Below are 19,411 nucleotides of genomic sequence, written 5' to 3'. Positions count from 1 at the left end.
TCGATCTCAAGACATCATACGCTACAGAGCCGCGCGTCAGTTGGGCGCGCAAAAGATGCTGTAACGCTCTAAATTTGCTGCATAATGTTCCCGGGTTTAAGGAGTTATGCAGTAATCAAAGCAAGGCCGCGGTTGCGGAAGCCGATGGCGACTTCGGTCGAGGGAGATAACATCTCCTCGATCGCATCATCAACCACGAATAGCAATCCATTCTGTGTTTCAACTTCATACTCGATGTGGCCGCCGAGATAGGCGGCGGTACTGATCGTACCGGGCAGTGCTGCACCAGTCGCCGGCGTCAGCGTCACGGCATTGGGGCGCACGGCGAGCTTCGATGGGCCGGGCCGAGCATCGCGCGATGGCAGCCTGTGTTCGAGGCCGCCGACACGGATGGTGGCAAGGCCGGCGTCGGATGCGGTGATTTCGCACGGCAGTACGTTGGCCTCGCCCATGAAGTCGGCGATGAAGGCCGATGCCGGCGCCTCGTAGAGTTCGCGCGGCGCCCCCTCCTGGGCGATCTCGCCATCCTTCATGACGATGATCCTATCGGAGACGGCAAGCGCCTCGTCCTGGTCGTGCGTGACGTAGACGGCGGTAAAGCCGAGCCGTTGTTGCAGCTCGCGGATTTCGGTGCGGACGCGCCGGCGCAGCCGCGCGTCAAGGTTGGAAAGCGGTTCGTCGAGCAACAGCACCTGCGGCTCGAGCACCAGCGCGCGGGCGACGGCGACGCGCTGCTGCTGCCCACCGGACAATTCGGCCGGCAGCCGCTGGCCAAGGCCGCCGAGGCCGACGAGCTTCAGGCCTTCCTCGGCCCGATCGCGTGCCTCCTTCTTCTTCATGCCCGAGGATTCCAGGCCGTAGGCGACGTTGTCGAGCGAGGTCATATGCGGGAACAGCGCGTAGGACTGGAACACCATCGACACATCGCGCTCGTTGGCCGGTAGCATGGTGACGTCCTTGCCGCCAATCAGGATCCGGCCGGCGGATGGATGCTCCAGGCCGGCGAGCATGCGCAGCGTGGTGGTCTTGCCGCAGCCGGATGGCCCCAGCAGGGTGACGAGAGTGCCGGGTTCGATGGTCAGCGACAGATCGTGGATGGCGGTGAAGGCGCCGAACTGCTTGCGCACGTTCTGGAAGACGACCGAGCCGGTGCGTGGGGTGCTCATGCGGGGTTCTCCTGGGAAAGGGTCTTGGTGGCAGCGCGGGCCGGAGCCGCGCCGAAGACGCGGTTCTCCCGCCGAAGCTTGCGCTCGCCGACAAGCAGTTGCAGGCCGGTGATGACAGTGATCATCACCACGATGAGGGCCGACGAATAGGCGATCGCCACGCCGAACTCGCCGTTTTCGACGAGGCCGACGATATAGGACGTCGCCATGTTGTATTCGGCGCTGACGAGGAAGACGACGGCGCTGATCGACGTGATCGCCCGGACGAAGGAGTAGACGAGGGCGGCGACGATCGCCGGACGCAAGAGCGGCAGGATGACCTTGCGCAGCGTGCGGAAGCTGGTTGCCCGGAGCGTCAGCGATGCCTCGTCCAGGCTTTTGTCGAGCTGGCTCATCGCCGCGATGCCGCCGCGTACGCCCACCGGCATGTTGCGGAAGACGAAGCAGGCAACGAGGATCAGTGCCGTGCCGGTCATTTCGAGTGGCGGCAGGTTGAAGGCGATGATGTAGCTGATGCCGATGACCGTGCCGGGAATGGCAAAGCTCAACATCAAGGCGAATTCGAACACATCCCGCCCGGCAAATCGCTGCCGGACGATCAGGTAGGCGGTCAACAGCCCGACGAGGGCCGTCAGTGGCGCCGAGATCAGCGCGATTTCCATCGTCGTCCAGAATGAATTCCAGGCGACGCCGGTCCAGGCGATGACGCCGTCGGTGACCGAGAACGAGAAGGCCTTGATATAGTGCTCAAACGTCAGCGAGTTATCGAGACCCCAGGTTTTCACGAAGCCGCCAAACAGGATCATGCCATAGACGACGACCGTGAAGATCATCCACGGGATCACCACGGCGTGGACGCCGATCGACAGCGAGCGGGGCAGAGCGATATGCGAGCCTGAATCGCCCTTGCCGGTCACGGTCGAATAATTCTTGCCCGCCAGCCAATAGCGCTGGGCAAGGAACGCCGACAAAGTGAAGCACAAGAGGATGATGGCGAGCACGGCGGCGCGTGACGGGTCGTTCTGCGCGCCGACGACGGCAAAGAAGATTTCCGTCGAAAGCACGCCATGGCTGCCGCCAAGCACGAGCGGATTACCGAAATCGGCCATGCTCTCGATGAAGCCGATCAGGAAGGCGTTGGCAAGGCCCGGCTTCATCAGGGGGAGCGAGACGTTCCAGAATGTCCGCCAGCGGTCGGCCCGCAACGTCTGCGATGCCTCTTCCATCGAGGGACTGACGCCCTCGACGACGCCGATCAGCACCAGGAACGAGATCGGGGTGAAGGACAGCACCTGCGCGATCCAGATGCCGGTGAGGCCGTAGAGCCAGCGGCCCGGTTCGATGCCAAAAGCATCGGACAGGAACTCCGTAATGACGCCGGCGCGGCCGAAGAGCAGGGTGAGCGCCAGGCCGATGACGAAGGGCGGCGTGATGATCGGCAGCACCGTCAGCATGCGCATACCCTTCTTGAAGGGGAAGCGGGTGCGCGTTGCGACAAGGGCAAACGCTAGGCCGAGCAAGGTCGAGCCGGAAGCGGTCATCAGCGCCAGCCACAGCGTGCGCCAGGCGACGCCGCAGCGCTCGCCCCCGGTGACGCAGCCAAGGCTCCAGATCGAGCCGTCCTGGATGTTGCGCAGGAAACCATCAGGCTTGAACGAACCGTCGAAGTCCTGGACTGAAGCCGCAAACATGCTGCCGACGGGATAGAAGACGAAGACGACGACGAGGCAGACGAGCAGCGCGATCGAGGCGACGATGAAGGCATCGCCCTTCATGACGCCGCGCTCCGCCAGCCCAAATGCGAAGATGAGGACGAAGGCGAGGGAAGCGAGGACGGCGCCGGCGCCCATCGAGGGCTGTCCGTCGGCAAGCGGGCCGAACAGGCTTTCGCTGATCGTCCAGGTCCAACCGGTAAAGCCGATCGCCAGACCCTGGGCCGCGATGAAGAGAAGGCCGAGCGCGCCGGCTGCCGCCAACACCAGGCCGCGGCGGGCCGGATCGCGGACGAGCCGGGCAACCGCGCAGATGCCGAGCAGGACAAGCGCGACGACGAGCCATGAACGCCCGTGGGCAAAGATTTGCGCAAGGCCGGGTGCCACGGCAGCATCGGAGGGGAAGCCGGAAAGCCAGCCAAGCCCGAAGAAGCCTCCCTCGATGCGGTACCAGGGCACAGCCAGGAATGCGGCCAGCCCGAGCCCGAGTGTGAGGTCGAGCCTACGGTTGCGATGTTCCATCACGGTCCTCGCGTCTCTTCAATATTGGAATGTCGATTTGTTGCAGGGCCGGCTTTCGGCCGCCGGAAACGCGTGCGGTCTTTCGAGATGTGATCGACCGGATCGTTCGATCCGGCCGATCGCAAACCGAATGCCGTCAGTTGGCGCTGGCGCCGACTTCGCGGTCCCAGCGCTCGAGCAGTGCCTTGCGCTTTTCGGAATCGCCATAGGTGGCGAAGTCGTAGTCGATCAGCTTGATATCCTCGAACTTGGGTGCTTCCTTCGGCACTTCCGCGCTCTTGTTGGACGGCAGCTGGAAGGACTTGGCGTCCTTCATGCGCGACTGAACGTCTGCCTTCAGCGCCCAGTCGTACCAGGCCTTGGCATTGTCAAGGTTCTTGGCACCGCGGATGATCGACATCGAGCCGATCTCGTAGCCGGTGCCTTCACAAGGGGCGATCGCCTTGATCGGGAAACCCTCGGCCGTCTGGGCGACGGCATCATGCATGAAGACGATGCCGAGGCCGGCCTCGCCGCGTGCTGCCGACTTGACCGGCGCCGAGCCTGACTTGGTGTATTGCGCGACGTTGGCGTTGAGCTTCTTCAGGTAATCGAACGCCTGGTCTTCGCCCATGATCTGCACCAGCGATGCAAGCGCCGTATAGGCTGTACCCGACGAGTTGGGGTTTGCCATCTGGATCTCGCCCTTCAGCGACGCGTCCAGCAGATCGGCCCAGCATTTCGGCTCTTTGAAGCCCTTCTTCTGGAAGATCTCGGTGTTGTATCCCCAGCCGAGCGCGCCGGCATAGACGCCAACGGTGCGATAGCCCGAGCCTTCGGCCTGCTTCTTCGCCCAATCCTGGAGCTGGTCGAGCATCGGCGACTTGTATTCGAGCGTCAGTCCGTCGGATGCGGCCTGCAGATGCGGGTCGCCGGTGCCTGCCCACCAGATATCGGTCTTGGGGTTGCGCGCCTCGGCGCGAACCTTGGCATAGGTTTCGCCAGAAGACAGGCGAACCATGTTGACCTTGATCCCGCTTTCCTTCTCGAAATCGGCGGTCATCTGCTCGCAAATGACGACGTCTGCCGAGCAAATCAGATTGAGACTGCCTGCCGCCTGCGCCTCAGACGCCGCGAATGCTAGGCCGGTTGCGGCGAGCGCAACCGAAATGGATACAGCTTTCATAACTTCCTCCCAATGATGCGATGCCTCCACACCGCAGTAATGCAAGCGCGTGCAAGGTGTCACATGGATTGGAATGTTGTCAATCCAAGTCCAAACAAATACGGAAAGTTTAATCTATTGGGTTTGATCGAGCTTGCACAGACTTGAGATTTGTTGCAAGAAGTTTGCAAGGCCGTGCAAGATTGGTTCCCGATGAGCGACAAGATATTCGTCAGTGCCGAGGAAGTAGCAAGGAAGGCCGGCGTTTCCCGGTCCGCCGTTTCACGCGCGTTTACAGCGGGTGCAAGCATTGCACCGGAGACGCGCCGCAAGGTCATGGAGGCGGCTGAAGCGCTCGGCTATCACGTCAATCATCTTGCCCGCGGACTGATGCGCAACGAAAGCGGCATCGTCTGCCTCGTCGTTTCCGATATGGGCACGCCTTATCGTTCTGCGCTGATCAAGGCGCTGACGCAGCAACTGCAGAACGCCGGCAAGATCGCGATGCTCGTCAACACCGACCGCTCCGACGAACGTGTCGATATGGCGTTGCGGCAGGCGATCCGGTACCGGGCCGATGCCTCGATCGTGCTGTCCGGCATGCCGGACAAGTCGCTCGTCGATCTCTGCGTCAGGAACGGCCAGCGGCTGGTCCTGATCAATCGAAACGACGAGCATCAGGGACCGCTCCGGATAAACCTCGACGAGGACGACACGGCGCAGAGCGTCGTGACGGCGTTCCTGCGGGCAGGCTGCCGCCGTCTCGCCTTTGCCAATTCGGAAGCGGGAACGCCGAGCCTCATGGCGCGGGAAGTGGGCTTCGTTGCCGCCGCGCGGGAGCAGGGGCTCGATGTGACCGTCGAGCGCTTCGGCCCGACGGGTTACGAAAGCGGCAAGGTTCTCGCTCAGCGGTTGATGACCCGCCGCGAGCGCCCGGATGCGGTCTTCTGCGTCACCGATCTCGTGGCTCTCGGCTTCATGGACGCGGCGCGACATCAGTTTTCGCTGTCGATCCCCGACGATCTCTGCGTCGTCGGCTTCGACGACATTCCGCAGGCGGCCTGGAACTCCTATGACCTGACGACATTTGCCCAGCCGATCGAGGAGATCGCGGCAGCGGCGGTCGCGTGGCTGATGAGTGATGATGTCGGGCAATCGCAGTCGCTGCGGCTCAACGCCCCCTTCGTCTGGCGCCGGTCCGTGCGCAGCGCCTGAGTAAGCAGAAACCGACCGGCAGCGAGGCTGCCGCCGATCTCATGTTTCGAGATGGCGTTGGCCGCGTGTCAGAGCGGCATCGATGCGCGTGCCATGGGCTGCAAAGGCCGACCATAGCCACAGCATGATCCAGAGCATCAGCAACCAGGCGAGCACGACATCCGAGAGAAAATGGGCTCCGAAGGCGATGCGGTTGAGCGAGAAGGCGAGCACGACGGGGATCAAGGCGATTATCGTCGTCAAGCGCCATCGTGTTGGTAGAAAGACCACCAATGCAATCAAGGCAATCGCTGTCGCCGCCTCGCCGGAGGCAAACGAACAACTGCGCGAACAGGCACCGGACACCTGCCAGGCGGGCGTAAACGGCAGGGTTCCGCCGAACTCGATGACTTCAGAGGGCCGGGCACGGCCGACCAGTCTTTTCAGGAGCTGGATGACAAGGCCCGGGCCGAGCGCATAGAAGGTCAGGAAAAACAACATCTTGTGCGGGCGTGGCAACCAGGCGCGCGGCGCGCGCATCTGCACGGCTAGCATGACTGCTACGGCAGGCAGGATCAAAATCGGGATCAGACGGTTGAAATCGCGCAGCAAACGCAGCGCGTGTTCTCGCGATAGCGGAAAATCCGCGTCACCGGCCGCCGCCCAGCGAGACACGGTGAGATCGATGCCGGGAAACGCCATGAAACTGAAGCCTACGAAGATCGTTGCCGATGCGGCTGCCTGGATCGGCTGTTCCTGGACGTAGGCGTAGCATCGCGCAAGCCATGTCTGGGGATTGGCAGCCTGCCACCGGCGGCCGGCGGCAGGTGTGGTGGTGGATTGCAGGAAGCTGGACATTCCGAATGCTCGCGATGAAAAAATCTGAGGAGGTGCGAGCGGGAGAGTTGCGGTTGTCTGTCAAGGAAGGGCGGGGAACTCGAGAAGGCTCGGAGCGGACGGAAAATCAACCATTCGAAGTGGTGCTTAGGGCCGCTGGGGCAGGCATTCCTCCCCACGCGGCGCTGGGCAAGGCTGCGCCACCGCGAGGGCCAAAGTGGCTGCTAAGCGGTTAACCTAAGCATCGATGAGAAACGGGCGACCCATCGGATCGCCACGCGTGGCTGTCATCGCAAGCTCAAGCCGCCGCCACGGGTTGCTTCCCTTCGGTCTCCAGGTATGCCGAAATCTCGGCCTCGGCAACGAGCGCGCCGTCGACCAGGGCCTCGCCGCGGTAACGCCAGATATTGCGGCGATAGGCGAGCTTGGTCATGTGATAAGCGATGGCGTCGCCGGGGCGGACGGGCTTGCGGAACCGTGCCTTGTCCACCGTCAGCATGTAGATGATTTTGGGCGTCAACCCTTGCGCCAGCTTGGAGGCGGCACACATGACGCCCGCCGTCTGCGCCATGCCCTCGATGATGAGCGCTCCGGGGAATACCGGATTGCCTGGGACATGCCCTTGAAACTGCGGCTCGTTGATCGAAACGTTCTTGATCCCTACGCAGCTTTCTTCGCCACGGATCGAGACGAGCCTGTCGACGAGCAGGAATGGATAGCGATGCGGGATGCATTGCAGAATCCTGGCAATGTCGGCCGACGTAAGATCGTTCGTTTCAAGAGGCATGAAAGTTTCCTTGTGGTTTTTAATGGTTGGCCCGCGTCCGGCCATGCGAGAAGAGGTGGCGGCCCGCCATTCGGCGCGATCCGGATGAGCGAGCCAGGCGTGTGCAGTTTCGATCGGTCGTGTTGGATGGGGCCGCAAGGCACATGCACCGTGCTCGACAGCTATGGTCCGGGGGCGTCGGCGGGGACACTCGGTTCGATTTGTCAAGAAATGGCGGAGAAACGAAGAACGCTTGATGCGGAACGCTCTGTGATGCTGTCGAGCACTGCTCGGATGAATTGCATGCCGGATTTTTTCGTCCCATAAGCTCGAGACCACAACACATGCGCGAGGAATTTGCAGATGGTCGACAAGGGGCTCATCCTTTTGGTCGAGGACGAACCGGAGATCGCGCAGATCCTCGATGCCTATCTCGTGCGCGATGGCTTCAGGACTGTGCGTGCTGCGGATGGTGAAACCGCGCTTACCCACCATTCCGTGCTTTCGCCCGACCTCATTCTTCTCGACGTGCGCATCCCGCGGCTCGACGGTTTCGAAGTGCTGGCGCGCATCCGTCGCGAAAGCAACACTCCAACGATCATGGTGACGGCCCTTGCCGAGGATCTCGATCGACTGGCTGGCCTTAGGCTCGGCGCCGACGACTATGTCGTCAAGCCGTTCAATCCGCAGGAGGTCGTGGCTCGCGTCAATGCGGTGCTGCGGCGGACGCGAAACGGCGCCGGCGCCACGATATTGCGCTTCGAAAACGTCGAGGTCGACCTCGACGCCCATGCCGCCTTTATCGACAACAGCGGCAAGCGCCGGTCCCTGCCGCTGACGCTCAGCGAGTTCCGTATCCTGGCCCACATGATCCGCCGCCCGACGCACGCCTTTGATCGGGCCGACATACTCGACGCCTGCCTTCCGGATAGTGACGCGCTGGCGCGCACCGTCGATACCCATGTCGCCAACCTTCGGCGCAAGCTTGAGGATCTCGGAGCCTGCGGATTCTTCACCGCGGTTCGCGGCGTCGGCTACCGGTTCGTGGAGCCGAGATGAAAATCAGAATGTCGCGGCTGCCGCTCAGCGTTCTCACCGCCATGCTTCAGGCGGTCCTGCTCGTGGTCAGTGTTTGTATCGTCTATTTCGGGGTCATGTGGGTCGAGTCGGACCTTGAGGAGCGGATGCTCAAGCGGATGCCGTCTGGCGCGGCCCAGGCATATACCGACCTCAATGCCGGCCGCATGCCTCAGGAGGAGCACCTTCGGTCGCTCGTCACCAACATCCCGCAGATTGAGGAATGGGGCAACAACGAGATCGACCTGTCGATTATCACGTTCGGTGTCATCGCTGCGGCAACCTGCAGCCTGATCGGCTATTGGCTTGCCCGCAAAATCAGCCGCCCATTGGAATTGCTCGCGCAGGCAACCGAGGATCTGCGCGCGGGCGATTTCGCAGTCCGTGTTGGATCCGTGCGGAAGGGGGCGAAGGAAGTGGCGACGTTGATCAGGACTTTCGATGAACTTGCGGCGGAACTTGAAAGCATGGAAAGCCGTCTGCGCTTCAACACGATGGCCGTGGCCCACGAACTGCGCACACCGCTGACGATATTGCAGGGCAATCTGCAGGGCATGGCCGACGGGGTCTTTCCGCTGGAACAGGAGCGTGTGCGGCAGCTCCTCGTGCAGGTGGAAGGGTTGTCCGCCCTGGTCGAGGATCTGCGCACACTCTCGCTGGCGGCGGGCCAGAAGCTGGTCACCCAGCGCAGCGCCGTCGATCTTTCTGCCGAGGCGACACAGGTGCTCGGCGCCTCCCGCACCATTCTGGCATCCGCAGGCCTCTCGCTTGAGGCAGCGCTCGAACCAGCGGTCGTGTCGGGCGATTCCCAGCGCCTGCGCCAGGCCCTGCTCGCGCTCGTCGAAAATGCCTGCCGCTATGCGGCCTCCGGTGGCGTGCTTCGCTGCGAAACCGGTGCGCGTGGAGCCGATGAAGCCTTCATCCGCGTGCTCGATCGCGGGCCAGGGCTCCCGGACGACGTGTCGACCCATTCGATCGACCTGTTCTGGCGCGGCGATGCGTCACGATCGCGAGCAACCGGCGGAACAGGCCTTGGCCTCTCCGTCGTGCAGGCGATTGCCAAGGCCCACGGCGGCCGGCTGGAGTTCGCAGCGCGCCCCGGCGGCGGAGCGATGATCACCATAATGCTGCCGCGCGAAAGCGCCGCCTGATCACTATCAGAATGACCTTGAATAGGGCCGGGTCAGGTCCTGTGCAGCGTTCGGCGAAAGCCGAGCGGCGATTTGCACGCGGAGATGGATGCGCCACAAACGGCGCTCAATTCCCGATCACATCTCCGCATTCCCTTGACAAACAGAAGGCAAACCCAGCGGCGCCGGATATCCCGGCGATGCTTGGACAAGCATTTGCTTTCAAGGAATTGCATCATGTCCCTGGAAGGTCGTTTGCAGGAATACAGCGCTCGATCGGGTTTGCCATCGCTCCCCTTAGATGGCGGTGACACAGTAGAGGCCCTGCCGCCATCGGTGGGCTTTGTCGCTGCCGCCAATATGCCGGAGCGCGGTCGCTCGGGCCGGCAGATCCTGTGGCAGGTCCTCAAACTCGGCGGGCGGCTCACGTTGAAGCGAGCGGCCGTGTTCTCGATGCGCCTTTTGCTTCAGCCGGTGCTGACGACGCGCTGGCTCGCCTTTCTCGGCGCGTTCGGCGATCGCTACAAATTGGGGCTTCCGCATGACGATCTCATCCGCAAGTCGGTCCCGACCTTTCTGCTGCATGGCGCGTCCTCGCGGCGGCGTCTTGAACTGTTGATGGACCACTTCGATGTGGCGAGCGAAGTCCTGTCCCGCCGCTCGCTGATGGCGCTTTGGCGCGGCACACCGATGGAAATGGGCACCGTTGGCGGGCGCGACGAAAACTATCGCATCCAGTTGCTGCTGGCCGACCACTGCGGCGGCCGCCATGAGGGCGCCTTTGCGATCAGGCTCAGCCGGCAAAGCGATCGCTATGCGCTGTGTACCGTCAGTTTTGCCTTCGTGCGCTGCGGTGAAGGCGCCTATAGCCTGGCGATCGGCGGTATGCAGGGGCCGCGCGGAGGCGATGCGAAACGTGCGTTGATTACCGCGACCCGCGATCTTGGTGGTTTGCGGCCCAAGGACGCCGTTTTGCTGACGCTTCAGGGGCTCGCCTCCGAGGGCAACGCTCCGCACGTCTATGCCGTCTCCAACGAAAGGCATGTGATCAATCGCAGGCGGCGCAAACGCCGCCGGATGATGATGGCCGATCTCGATGCCTATTGGCGCGACAGGGGAGGCGAGCCGTCTGATCCGTTCGGCTTCAGTCTTCCGACCGGCGAGGGCCAGGCCGCGCAAGGCGGAAACAGGCGCGACCAGAGCAAACGTGCGTTTCGCGACATCGGCGCGTGGTTCTACTGACCGCCGGCGCATGACTGCTCTTTTCCTGGACCTCTGACGGAGTGTGTCAATACAGCGCTACGCCAAGTTGCGTGCTGCACGCTATGTTGTGCGAATCGAAACTGCAACTGAGGGTAAAGAGTGACAAGAGCCGTGACCAAGAGGATGAAACCACATACTGGTGGATGCCTTTGCGGGGCGATCCGTTTTGAGGCGCAGGGGCCGGCTGGAAAGCCGCACACGTGCTCCTGCAAACTGTGCCAGCGGCATTCGGGTGCACTGACCGTCGCCTGGGTTGAATTCCCAACGGAAGCTGTTGCCTGGATCGGGCCGGGCGGTGCGCCCTCGACCTATCGCTCCTCGGACTATTCCAGTCGCGCCTTCTGCGGGAAGTGCGGGAGCACGATCGGTGCGCTCGATGACGCACCCGTCGTGGCATTGGTGCTCGGCTGTTTCGACAAGACCGGTGCCATTGATCTGATCCCGGTCTCGCATAGCTACCGCGGCGGACGACCGAAATGGTGGCATGTCGAATGCGTCAAGCCAGCGGCTGAATAGCCGTTGGCAGCTGTTGGCGTAGCTCTTAATCTGAGGCGAGGTTCACAACGACCGAGCCGATGGCTATCGCACCGAAGGCAATCAGGACGATACCCGAAAGGCGTGAGACCCAGCTGACAAAACGATCGGGCAGGCGTTGCCGGGCAAGGGCGATCCCGCCGCTCAAAAGCATCCACCAGGCGAGTGAACCGAGGAATACGCCGGCAACGACGATGGCGGCGTTCGCAAGCCCACCGGCTTTCGCCAGGCCGAGGACGGCGAAGAAAGCGGCAAAGGACAGGATCGTCAGCGGATTGGCGATCGTCAGCGCGAAGGTCGCCGCGGTTGTCTGGATGAGGTCGCGCGCACCGACCTGGGCCGCGGCTGTGACCGGGCTCGGTTGAAGCCCACGCCAGCCAAGCCAGATCATGAAGGCGCCGCCGAGCAGGCTGAGCGGTGTCGATACCGTGGCGAGCAGGGTCGCAAAGGCAGCAAAGCCGGCGGCCGCCAGCAGTGCATAGCTGGCGTCAGCAAGCGCCGTGCCCAAGCCGCCGGCGACACCGGCCCAGAAGCCGCGCTCGAGCGTGCGGTTGATGCATAGCACACCGATCGGGCCGAGCGGGGCAGCAATGGCCAGGCCGAGCAACAGGCCTTTTCCAAACAGCAATGCAGACATGGATCAGCGCTCCGGGCTGGTGAACTGGGTTTCCCTTACAGTCGACAAGGCAATCACCGTCTCGCTACGAGCCAGGAAGCGGCGGTGCTTGAGCTCTGCCAGGAAGGGCTCGATATCGCCGAGCGATGGCATGCGTACCTTGACGCAATAGGACCAGGCGCCGGTGACGTGATGGCACTCCGCAACCGAGGGGTGATCGGCCATGAAGGTGCGAAACGCGGCTTCATCCGCATCGGGGGATAGTCCGACCCAGACATAGGCGAGCACGTCGAGCCCGAGCGCGCTATGGTCGGCGTCGATGGTGAAGCGGCGGATCACCCCGCTAGTGACGAGCCGGCGGATACGTTCGTTGACCGAGGAGGGCGAAAGCTCGACCGCAGCACCAATGTCGGTCAAAGACCGGCGGGCGTCCTGCGCGAGAATTCCAATGATTTTTCTGTCTATTTCGTCCATATCCAATGAATACGTGGAAATAGAATAGATGTACAGAAAAATCATCGGTGGAAATATTGCGCAGCCGAAAAATCAACGGAGATCGTAGCTCAGTCGATGTCCTTGAGGGCATCGAGCGGGCCGGTCAGCGCCGTGCGTGGTTGGACCAGCTCGGGGCTGATCAGGTGAATGCGTGGCTGGGGCCGCCCTTCTTCGATGACCTCGAACGCCTTGGCGATCATGCCCTCGACGTCCTGCCGGATCATGATGACCGGGAAGGGCAGGAAGGACGCGAAGGGGTCGTAGTCATAGCAGCCGACGGTGAGGTCGGCGAAGTTCTCGTGCAGATGACCGGCCATGAAACGCAACAGGCCCTCGAAGTTGATCGAGGAGTTGACGAACAGGGCGCGCGGCAGCTTGCCGTGTTTTTCGTAGAAGGCTTCGAAGGCGAGCCTGGCATTGTTGGGAGCGTAGCCTGTCGGCTGGATGCAGCCGTCCGGATCCTCTCCCAACAGCTCGCGTTTGACGGCGCGGAAGCCACGGATGCGTTCACGGCTGGCGTGGTCGTCGCGGCCACCGAAGAGGTAGAGCTCATCCGGCCGCAGTGGCTGATCCGCCGGGAAATGGCGGATGATCGCCTCGGTCAGCATCCGGCCGCCTTCGTAGTTGTCGCTGATGACGGACGGAACCTTGGTGCCGGGTAGGTCGATATTGATATGCTTCAGGCCCACGGTCTCGCAGACTTCGTGCACGCCGTCCGGGTCTGTCGCTCCGCAGATGAATAGCTCGTCGATCGAGTAGGAGATCAGCGTCTCTGCAGTCCGGCGCTCTTCTTCCGGGTCGCGACTGGCGCTGACGACGATCGGGCATTGTCCCTTGCTTCTGACATGCGCTTCGAAGGTCTGCGCCATCGAAGAGAAGTAACGGTTGTCATGGACGGGCAGCAGCAGGCCGATGAGGCCCGAGCGCGAACTGCGCAGGCCGCGTGCCTGGCGGTTGGCGGTGTATTGGTGGGTTTCGGCCAGGTCCCGGATCAGCGCCGCCGTGCTCTCCTTGATCCGCCGTTTCTGCCAGGTCCCGTTCAGAACCGCACTCACGGTTGAAGGCGAACTGCCTGATAGCACCGACAAGTCGTAGATCGTCGCCTTCTTCTTGCTGCTCTTCGTCATCCACGTGCCTCCCTCATCGTCTTAGTGCCGATTTCCCCTTGACGAAAGATTAAGTCTGCACAATAGTCTTTGCACCATCGATTGTGCAAACAAGAAATATCGATTGTGCATGCGATGGTGTCGTCTGAGGAGGCGGCGATCAGGGAGGCGGGAATTCGTTCCTAGCCAGTTGCGATTTGAAACTGGAGGCCGGCGCTTTCGCAGCCGGGCGTGTTCCCTATGGGGGACGAGTGGAGGAGAGACATGATCAAGAAAATTCTGGTCGCCGCCCTGGCGACATCGCTGTCGCTTGCCGGCGCGGCTGCGGCATTCGCTCAGGACGCCGGAAAGGTCGGCGTCGTGGTCAAGATTGGCGGTATTCCGTGGTTCAACGCCATGGAGGCCGGCATCAAGGAACGTGGCCAAAAGCTCGGCATCGACGCCTTCATGGTCGGCCCGACGAGCGCCGACCCGGCGCTGCAGGTACGCGCCATCGAGGATCTGATCGCCCAGGGCGTGAAGGTCATCGGCGTCGTGCCCAACGATGCCAAGGTTCTGGAGCCGGTTCTGACCAAGGCGAAGGAAAAGGGCATCATCGTCATTACGCATGAATCGCCGAGCCAGAAGGGCGCCGACTGGGATTTCGAGCTGGCGTCCTCGACCGGCTTCGGCGAAGCGCATGGCAAGTTGCTCGCCGAGAAGATGGGCGGCAAGGGCGAATATGCCGTCTTCGTCGGCTCGCTGACCGTGCCGCTGCACAATGCCTGGGCCGATGCAGCGATTGCCTACATCAAGAAGAACCACCCAGATATGACGCTGGTCGGCGAACGCTACGGCGTTGCCGAAGACGTCGACAAGAGCCGCTCGACCGCGCTCGATCTGATTTCCGCCCATCCGGATCTCAAGGGGTTCCTTGCCTTCGGCAGTCAGGGACCGATCGGGGCAGGCCGCGCCGTCGAAGAGCGCCGCAAGGTCGGCGAGATCTTCGTGCTCGGCCCGTTCTCGCCGGGCCAGGGGCAGAAGCTGGTGAAGTCGGACGCGATCTCCGGCGGCTTCATGTGGAATCCGAAGCAGGCGGGCGAAGTGTTCGTGACGCTCGCCGACAAGCTGATGAAGGGTGAGGAAGTCAAGGACGGCGACGAGATCGAAGGTCTCGGCAAGGTCAAGCCGGACTTCGAGAACCACAACATCATCGTCGATCAGCTCGTGCCGATCAACAAGGATACAGTCGCGGACCTTGCGGCCATGGGTCTCTGACCCGCTACAGCGTCGCACGTCCTATTGGACGCGCAAAGACCGCTGTAACGCTATGAATTGTTGCATGTTTTATCCCTAGATCGGCAGCGATTTAAGGAAACATGCAGTGGGTTCTCCCGGCTGCTGGGCCGGCTTCGGCCGGCCTGGCACGTCCCTTCAAAACGGTATTCGGGGCACACGTTCATGCATCAGCTTGCGACCGCGGGAGGCAGCGAAATGCCGCTTCTGTCCCTGCACGACATCAACATGACTTTCGGTGGCGTCAAGGCGCTCAAAAATGTGAGCTTCGACGTTCGTCCGGGCGAGGTCCATTGCCTCGCGGGCGAAAACGGTTGCGGCAAGAGCACCCTGATCAAGATCATTACCGGCGTCTACCGCCCGGCCGAAGGCGCCTCGATCGAATATGACGGCGAGACCTATTCGCACATGTCGCCGGTGACCGCTCAGGATCGCGGCATTCAGGTCATCTGGCAGGACCTGGCGCTTTTCCCCGAAATGAGCGTCGCTGAAAACATCGCCTTCCAGACCGTTCTCGGCCGTTGGCCGAAGCTGGTCGATTATGGCCGCATGCGCAAGATCGCGATGGATGCGCTTGAGCGCCTCGGCATCGCGCTCGACGTCGACCTGCCGCTCAAGGAATATGCGATTGCCCAGCGCCAGATCGTGGCCATTGCCCGCGCCCTTGTCGGCGAAGCGAAGCTCGTCTTCATGGATGAGCCGACCGCATCGCTGACCCAGTCGGAGACCGATCATCTGCTCGACATCGTTCGCGGCCTTTCGGCCTCCGGCGTCGCCGTCGTCTTCGTCAGCCACCGCCTTGCGGAAGTACTGGAAATTTCAAGCCGCATCACCGTGCTGCGCGACGGTGCGCTGGTCGGCGTCTACCCCGCCGCCGGCATGACGCAATCGCGCATCACCGAACTGATGACCGGCAAGACCTTCGACCAGCAGGTCCGCGCCAAATCCGGGCAGGATCAGCCCGTCGTGCTGGAGGTAAAGGGCCTGAGCCGCCCCGGCCAGTTTGATGACATATCGCTGACCGTCAGGCGCGGTGAGACGCTGGGGATTACCGGTCTTCTCGGCGCCGGTCGAACCGAACTCGCGCAGACGCTTTTCGGCATGCTGCAACCGGTGGCCGGTACGATTACGCTCGAGGGCAAGCCGGTCCGTTTCGCCTCCAATCGCGATGCCATCAAGGCGGGCGTCGCCTATCTCTCCGAAGACCGGCTGTCGCTCGGCCTCATCCAGCCGCAGTCGATCGCCGACAATCTCGTCATCAGCTCGCTCGGCAAGATCGTTTCGGGCGGCTTTCTTTCGGATGAGCGCAAGCGCAAGCTCGTCGCCGGCTGGATTGCCGATCTCGGCGTCAAGATCGGCCTGCAAGGCGACGCGATCTCGACGCTGTCAGGCGGCAATCAGCAACGTATCGCCATCGCCAAGTGGCTGGCGACCGATCCGAAGCTGCTCATCCTCGACGCGCCCACCGTCGGCGTTGACGTCGGCGCACGCGCCGGTATCTTCGACATCGTCGCCAAGCTCGCCGAGACGGGGCTTGCGATCATTCTGATCTCCGACGAGGTTCCGGAGGTCTATTTCAACGCCGACCGCGTCCTGCACATGGCGCAGGGTCGCATCGTCGGCAGCTATGATCCCCGCAGCGTTCCGCTCGCCGAAATCGAGGGGGCGGTCTATGCATAGCTTCGCCCGCACCCACGCGACGGAAGTCGCGCTGCTCGCCGTCATCGCCATCATCTGCACGGTGCTGTCGTTGGCGACGGCCAATTTCTTCTCGCTCGGCAACGCCTTCGATCTCCTGAACACCAGTTCGGTCAACATCATCTTTGCCGTCGGCCTGCTGGTCGTGCTCATCGCCGGCGGCATCGACATCTCCTTCGCTGTTGCCGCCTCGGTGGTGCAGTACGGTACGGCGATCGCGCTTGGCTGGATCGGCGGCGGCGGCTGGATCTCCGGCCTGATCATCGCCGGATCGATCGGCATATGCCTTGGCGCCATCAATGCGCTGCTGATCCACCGTTTCCGCATCATTTCGATCGTCGCAACGATCTCGACCTTCAATATCTACTTCGGCCTGCTGATGTTCTTCACCAAGGGCGTGTCGATCTACGATCTGCCGGAATGGCTGACGGATCGCGTCGTGCTCTTCGAGCATGAAATGGCCGACGGCAGTTGGATCGAGATCACCCTTCCGGTGCTGGTAATGGTGCTGTGCGTCATCGCCACCTGGGTGCTGATCACCCGCACGACCACCGGTCGGCAGCTCTATGCCTTCGGCGACAATCCGGAAGGTGCGCGCCGCTTCGGCATCAATATCGGTGCCATGCAGTTCATCGCCTTCGGCTGGCTCGGCCTGATGGCCGGCATCGGCGGGCTGGTGCAGGCGCACTATGCGCAGGAGGTCGTGCCGAACGCGCTCTACGGACGAGAACTCGACGTGCTCGCCGCCGTCGTTCTCGGTGGCGCCAGACTCGGCGGCGGCAAGGGCTCGGTGCTCGGCTGCGTGCTCGGTGTGCTCTTGATCGCGATCACCCAGAACGGGCTGAACCTGATGGGCGTTTCTCCCTTTGCCTTCAAGATGATCGTCGGCGCCATCATCCTGATCGCCATCACCCTTTCCAGCACCAGCATCGAACGGCTCCTGCCCTTCCCAAGCCAGAAAGGTGCACGCCGATGACAAGCTTTTCGGATCGCCTGAAGGCGTGGTTCGGACCGGAAATGGCAGGGCCGGGGCTGGCGCTGGTTGCCGTCATCCTGGTGTTCGGCCTGGCGTCGCCTCAGTTTCTGAGTGCCGCGACCTTTGGCTCGGTGGCGTTCCAGCTGCCCGAACTTGGGTTGCTGACCCTGGCGATGCTGCTGCCGATCCTGACCGGCGGCCTGAACCTTGCCGTAACCTCCACCGCCAACATTGCCGGGCTGACGCTTGCCTGGGTGCTGCAGGCAAACGGTGGCGCGGATGCCGGTGCCGGTGCCTTTGCGCTCGGCTGTGTGCTCGCTGTCACAGTCGGGGCCGCAAGCGGCATCGTCATGGGCCTGGTCATTGCCTTTACCCGCGCACACCCGATCCTCGTCTCGTTGTCGATGATGATCTTCCTGCGCGGTCTCGGCGAGTTTTTGACGCGCGGCGGCGACGTCTCCGGTTTTCCGGCCTTCATCGGGCCGCTCGGGCATGGCTCGATTGCTGGCATACCGGTGCCGTTGATCGTCTTCATCGTCTGCGTGCTGGCCTGGCATGTGCTGCTGACCCGGACCAGGCTCGGCTTCAACACCTACATGATCGGCTCAAACCTTGAGGCAACGCGCTATTCCGGTATCAACACCCGCAAGGTGATCGTGCTCGTCTACACGCTCTCGGGCGCCATGTGCGCGATCGCCGGCATCATCATGCTGGCGCGGTTCAACTCGGTGCGCATCGGCCATGGCGAGTCCTATCTGCTGATCACCGTGCTTGCCTGCTTCCTCGGCGGGGTCAATCCGTTCGGCGGCTTTGGCCGGGTCATCCCGGTGTTCGTGGCGCTCGTCGTGCTGCAGCTGCTGTCATCGGGGCTCAACCTCATCGGCGCCAACCAGCATCTCGCCACCGCGGTCTGGGGCCTGCTGCTCGTCGGCGTCATGGTGCTGCGCTTCGCCGCTTCCAAATTCAAGATTTCATTTGTCAGAAAAGGAACGTGATCATGCAGGGTTTTGGCGTCCATACGAGCATGTGGACCATGAATTGGGACCGGCCCGGTGCCGAGCGTGCGGTCGCAGCGGCGGTCAAGTACAAGGTCGACTTCATCGAGATCCCCATGCTCAATCCGCCGGCCGTCGACACCGCCCACACCAAGGCGCTGCTGGAGAAGAACAAGCTGCGTGCGGTCTGCTCGCTCGGCCTGCCCGAGCGCGCCTGGGCTTCCGTCCGGCCCGATGCGGCGATCGAGCACCTGAAGGTCGCGATCGACAAGACGGCCGATCTCGGTGGCGAAGCGCTGTCCGGCGTCATCTATGGCGGCATCGGCGAGCGTACCGGCGTACCGCCGACCGAAGCCGAATACGACAATATCGCCCGCGTGCTGACGGCGGCGGCAAAACACGCCAAATCGCGCGGCATCGAACTCGGCGTCGAGGCCGTGAACCGCTACGAAAACCACCTGATCAACACCGGCAAGCAGGCCGTCGACATGATCAAGCGCGTCGGCGCCGACAATGTCTTCGTGCATCTCGACACCTACCACATGAACATCGAGGAAAAGGGCATCGGCACCGGCATTCTCGATGCGCGCGAGCACATCAAATACATCCACCTCTCCGAAAGCGATCGCGGCACGCCGGGCTATGGCAATTGCGCCTGGGACGAGATCTTTGCGACGCTTGCCGCGATCGGCTTCAAGGGTGGCCTTGCCATGGAGAGCTTCATCAACATGCCGCCGGAAGTCGCCTATGGCCTCGCCGTCTGGCGCCCCGTCGCCAAGGACGAGGAAGAAGTGATGGGCAACGGCCTGCCGTTCCTGCGCAACAAGGCCAAGCAATACGGGCTGATCTAGAGCGTTTCCGGGCCTCGTTTAAACCGGAAACGCTCAAATTGGGCGGCGATCCGG

18 protein-coding genes are annotated in these 19,411 nt (G+C 62.5%); 10 read left to right on the top strand and 8 right to left on the bottom strand.

Annotated elements, in window-relative coordinates; all coding sequences use genetic code 11:
- Positions 1 to 104: 104 nt before the first annotated feature.
- The 3 genes from ASD02_RS35910 to ASD02_RS35900 all read right to left on the bottom strand — a co-directional run bounded on the left by ASD02_RS35910 (position 105) and on the right by ASD02_RS35900 (position 4,565).
- Positions 105 to 1,166 carry an ABC transporter ATP-binding protein gene (locus ASD02_RS35910; RefSeq protein WP_025428431.1) on the bottom strand — a complete coding sequence of 354 codons (1,062 nt, stop codon included), beginning with the start codon at positions 1,164 to 1,166 and terminating at the stop codon, positions 105 to 107.
- A complete protein-coding gene (locus ASD02_RS35905) occupies positions 1,163 to 3,400 on the bottom strand; it encodes an iron ABC transporter permease (RefSeq protein WP_057220162.1) in 2,238 nt (745 codons plus the stop codon). Before ASD02_RS35905 ends, ASD02_RS35910 begins: the two co-directional genes overlap by 4 nt.
- A 136-nt stretch (positions 3,401 to 3,536) precedes the next feature.
- Positions 3,537 to 4,565: an ABC transporter substrate-binding protein gene (locus ASD02_RS35900; RefSeq protein WP_057220161.1), complete on the bottom strand. Its 1,029-nt coding sequence runs from the start codon at positions 4,563 to 4,565 to the stop codon at positions 3,537 to 3,539.
- Positions 4,566 to 4,757: 192 nt separating this feature from the next.
- On the opposite strand from ASD02_RS35900, the gene ASD02_RS35895 reads away from it, so the two are divergent.
- Positions 4,758 to 5,759, top strand: a complete 1,002-nt coding sequence (locus tag ASD02_RS35895) for a substrate-binding domain-containing protein (protein ID WP_057216274.1) — start codon at positions 4,758 to 4,760, stop codon at positions 5,757 to 5,759.
- A 39-nt stretch (positions 5,760 to 5,798) separates the two neighbouring features.
- Here ASD02_RS35895 and ASD02_RS35890 read toward each other — a convergent pair whose 3' ends face one another.
- Positions 5,799 to 6,596, bottom strand: coding sequence for a phosphatase PAP2 family protein (locus ASD02_RS35890; protein WP_057220160.1), 798 nt, complete (start codon positions 6,594 to 6,596; stop codon positions 5,799 to 5,801).
- Between the two features lie 277 nt (positions 6,597 to 6,873).
- A complete protein-coding gene (gene fabZ, locus ASD02_RS35885; RefSeq protein WP_057220159.1) occupies positions 6,874 to 7,362 on the bottom strand; it encodes a 3-hydroxyacyl-ACP dehydratase FabZ in 489 nt (162 codons plus the stop codon).
- Between the two features lie 342 nt (positions 7,363 to 7,704).
- On the opposite strand from fabZ, the gene ASD02_RS35880 reads away from it, so the two are divergent.
- From ASD02_RS35880 to ASD02_RS35865, 4 genes are all read left to right on the top strand, one after another.
- Positions 7,705 to 8,400 carry a response regulator gene (locus ASD02_RS35880; RefSeq protein ID WP_057216216.1) on the top strand — a complete coding sequence of 232 codons (696 nt, stop codon included), beginning with the start codon at positions 7,705 to 7,707 and terminating at the stop codon, positions 8,398 to 8,400.
- Positions 8,397 to 9,569 carry an ATP-binding protein gene (locus tag ASD02_RS35875; RefSeq protein ID WP_200951741.1) on the top strand — a complete coding sequence of 391 codons (1,173 nt, stop codon included), beginning with the start codon at positions 8,397 to 8,399 and terminating at the stop codon, positions 9,567 to 9,569. The genes ASD02_RS35880 and ASD02_RS35875 overlap by 4 nt, the downstream gene beginning before the upstream one ends.
- A gap of 216 nt (positions 9,570 to 9,785) precedes the next feature.
- Positions 9,786 to 10,790, top strand: a complete 1,005-nt coding sequence (locus ASD02_RS35870) for a DUF535 family protein (protein WP_234908102.1) — start codon at positions 9,786 to 9,788, stop codon at positions 10,788 to 10,790.
- A gap of 144 nt (positions 10,791 to 10,934) precedes the next feature.
- A complete protein-coding gene (locus ASD02_RS35865; RefSeq protein ID WP_057216210.1) occupies positions 10,935 to 11,327 on the top strand; it encodes a GFA family protein in 393 nt (130 codons plus the stop codon).
- 25 nt (positions 11,328 to 11,352) lie between these two features.
- Here ASD02_RS35865 and ASD02_RS35860 read toward each other — a convergent pair whose 3' ends face one another.
- The 3 genes from ASD02_RS35860 to ASD02_RS35850 form a co-directional block, all read right to left on the bottom strand.
- Positions 11,353 to 11,982 (bottom strand): LysE family transporter, encoded by a 630-nt coding sequence (locus ASD02_RS35860; RefSeq protein ID WP_025428441.1) that lies wholly within the window; start codon positions 11,980 to 11,982, stop codon positions 11,353 to 11,355.
- A gap of 3 nt (positions 11,983 to 11,985) precedes the next feature.
- Positions 11,986 to 12,435, bottom strand: coding sequence for an Lrp/AsnC family transcriptional regulator (locus ASD02_RS35855; protein ID WP_057216269.1), 450 nt, complete (start codon positions 12,433 to 12,435; stop codon positions 11,986 to 11,988).
- Between the two features lie 89 nt (positions 12,436 to 12,524).
- Positions 12,525 to 13,583, bottom strand: a complete 1,059-nt coding sequence (locus ASD02_RS35850) for a LacI family DNA-binding transcriptional regulator (protein WP_057220158.1) — start codon at positions 13,581 to 13,583, stop codon at positions 12,525 to 12,527.
- A 243-nt stretch (positions 13,584 to 13,826) separates the two neighbouring features.
- Between ASD02_RS35850 and ASD02_RS35845 the strand changes: the two genes are divergently transcribed.
- The 5 genes from ASD02_RS35845 (at position 13,827) to ASD02_RS35825 (ending at position 19,357) form a co-directional block, all read left to right on the top strand.
- Positions 13,827 to 14,819 (top strand): autoinducer 2 ABC transporter substrate-binding protein, encoded by a 993-nt coding sequence (locus ASD02_RS35845; RefSeq protein ID WP_025428444.1) that lies wholly within the window; start codon positions 13,827 to 13,829, stop codon positions 14,817 to 14,819.
- Between the two features lie 183 nt (positions 14,820 to 15,002).
- Positions 15,003 to 16,517, top strand: coding sequence for a sugar ABC transporter ATP-binding protein (locus ASD02_RS35840; RefSeq protein ID WP_057220157.1), 1,515 nt, complete (start codon positions 15,003 to 15,005; stop codon positions 16,515 to 16,517).
- Positions 16,510 to 17,511 carry an ABC transporter permease gene (locus ASD02_RS35835; RefSeq protein ID WP_057220156.1) on the top strand — a complete coding sequence of 334 codons (1,002 nt, stop codon included), beginning with the start codon at positions 16,510 to 16,512 and terminating at the stop codon, positions 17,509 to 17,511. The genes ASD02_RS35840 and ASD02_RS35835 overlap by 8 nt, the downstream gene beginning before the upstream one ends.
- The gene (locus tag ASD02_RS35830; protein WP_057220155.1) at positions 17,508 to 18,506 is read left to right on the top strand and encodes an ABC transporter permease; all 999 of its coding nucleotides are present in this window, start codon (positions 17,508 to 17,510) and stop codon (positions 18,504 to 18,506) included. The genes ASD02_RS35835 and ASD02_RS35830 overlap by 4 nt, the downstream gene beginning before the upstream one ends.
- Before the next feature lie 2 nt (positions 18,507 to 18,508).
- Entirely contained in the window at positions 18,509 to 19,357 is an 849-nt protein-coding gene (locus tag ASD02_RS35825) for a sugar phosphate isomerase/epimerase (RefSeq protein ID WP_057220154.1), read from the top strand.
- Positions 19,358 to 19,411 lie beyond the last annotated feature (54 nt).

The organism is Ensifer sp. Root1252 (assembly GCF_001425885.1).
Lineage (GTDB): Bacteria > Pseudomonadota > Alphaproteobacteria > Rhizobiales > Rhizobiaceae > Ensifer > Ensifer canadensis.
This window is presented reverse-complemented; position numbering and strand designations above follow the sequence as displayed.

What these genes read in the sequence shown, in the direction of transcription:
- ASD02_RS35850 (WP_057220158.1), bottom strand. Translation starts at nt 13,583, where the DNA reads ATGACGAAGAGCAGCAAGAAGAAGGCGACGATCTACGACTTGTCGGTG.
- ASD02_RS35865 (WP_057216210.1), top strand. Translation starts at nt 10,935, where the DNA reads ATGAAACCACATACTGGTGGATGCCTTTGCGGGGCGATCCGTTTTGAG.
- ASD02_RS35895 (WP_057216274.1), top strand. Translation starts at nt 4,758, where the DNA reads ATGAGCGACAAGATATTCGTCAGTGCCGAGGAAGTAGCAAGGAAGGCC.
- ASD02_RS35825 (WP_057220154.1), top strand. Translation starts at nt 18,509, where the DNA reads ATGCAGGGTTTTGGCGTCCATACGAGCATGTGGACCATGAATTGGGAC.
- ASD02_RS35830 (WP_057220155.1), top strand. Translation starts at nt 17,508, where the DNA reads ATGACAAGCTTTTCGGATCGCCTGAAGGCGTGGTTCGGACCGGAAATG.
- ASD02_RS35890 (WP_057220160.1), bottom strand. Translation starts at nt 6,596, where the DNA reads ATGTCCAGCTTCCTGCAATCCACCACCACACCTGCCGCCGGCCGCCGG.
- ASD02_RS35845 (WP_025428444.1), top strand. Translation starts at nt 13,827, where the DNA reads ATGATCAAGAAAATTCTGGTCGCCGCCCTGGCGACATCGCTGTCGCTT.
- fabZ (WP_057220159.1), bottom strand. Translation starts at nt 7,362, where the DNA reads ATGCCTCTTGAAACGAACGATCTTACGTCGGCCGACATTGCCAGGATT.
- ASD02_RS35860 (WP_025428441.1), bottom strand. Translation starts at nt 11,982, where the DNA reads ATGTCTGCATTGCTGTTTGGAAAAGGCCTGTTGCTCGGCCTGGCCATT.
- ASD02_RS35835 (WP_057220156.1), top strand. Translation starts at nt 16,510, where the DNA reads ATGCATAGCTTCGCCCGCACCCACGCGACGGAAGTCGCGCTGCTCGCC.
- ASD02_RS35855 (WP_057216269.1), bottom strand. Translation starts at nt 12,435, where the DNA reads ATGGACGAAATAGACAGAAAAATCATTGGAATTCTCGCGCAGGACGCC.
- ASD02_RS35880 (WP_057216216.1), top strand. Translation starts at nt 7,705, where the DNA reads ATGGTCGACAAGGGGCTCATCCTTTTGGTCGAGGACGAACCGGAGATC.
- ASD02_RS35900 (WP_057220161.1), bottom strand. Translation starts at nt 4,565, where the DNA reads ATGAAAGCTGTATCCATTTCGGTTGCGCTCGCCGCAACCGGCCTAGCA.
- ASD02_RS35870 (WP_234908102.1), top strand. Translation starts at nt 9,786, where the DNA reads ATGTCCCTGGAAGGTCGTTTGCAGGAATACAGCGCTCGATCGGGTTTG.
- ASD02_RS35910 (WP_025428431.1), bottom strand. Translation starts at nt 1,166, where the DNA reads ATGAGCACCCCACGCACCGGCTCGGTCGTCTTCCAGAACGTGCGCAAG.
- ASD02_RS35840 (WP_057220157.1), top strand. Translation starts at nt 15,003, where the DNA reads ATGCATCAGCTTGCGACCGCGGGAGGCAGCGAAATGCCGCTTCTGTCC.
- ASD02_RS35905 (WP_057220162.1), bottom strand. Translation starts at nt 3,400, where the DNA reads ATGGAACATCGCAACCGTAGGCTCGACCTCACACTCGGGCTCGGGCTG.
- ASD02_RS35875 (WP_200951741.1), top strand. Translation starts at nt 8,397, where the DNA reads ATGAAAATCAGAATGTCGCGGCTGCCGCTCAGCGTTCTCACCGCCATG.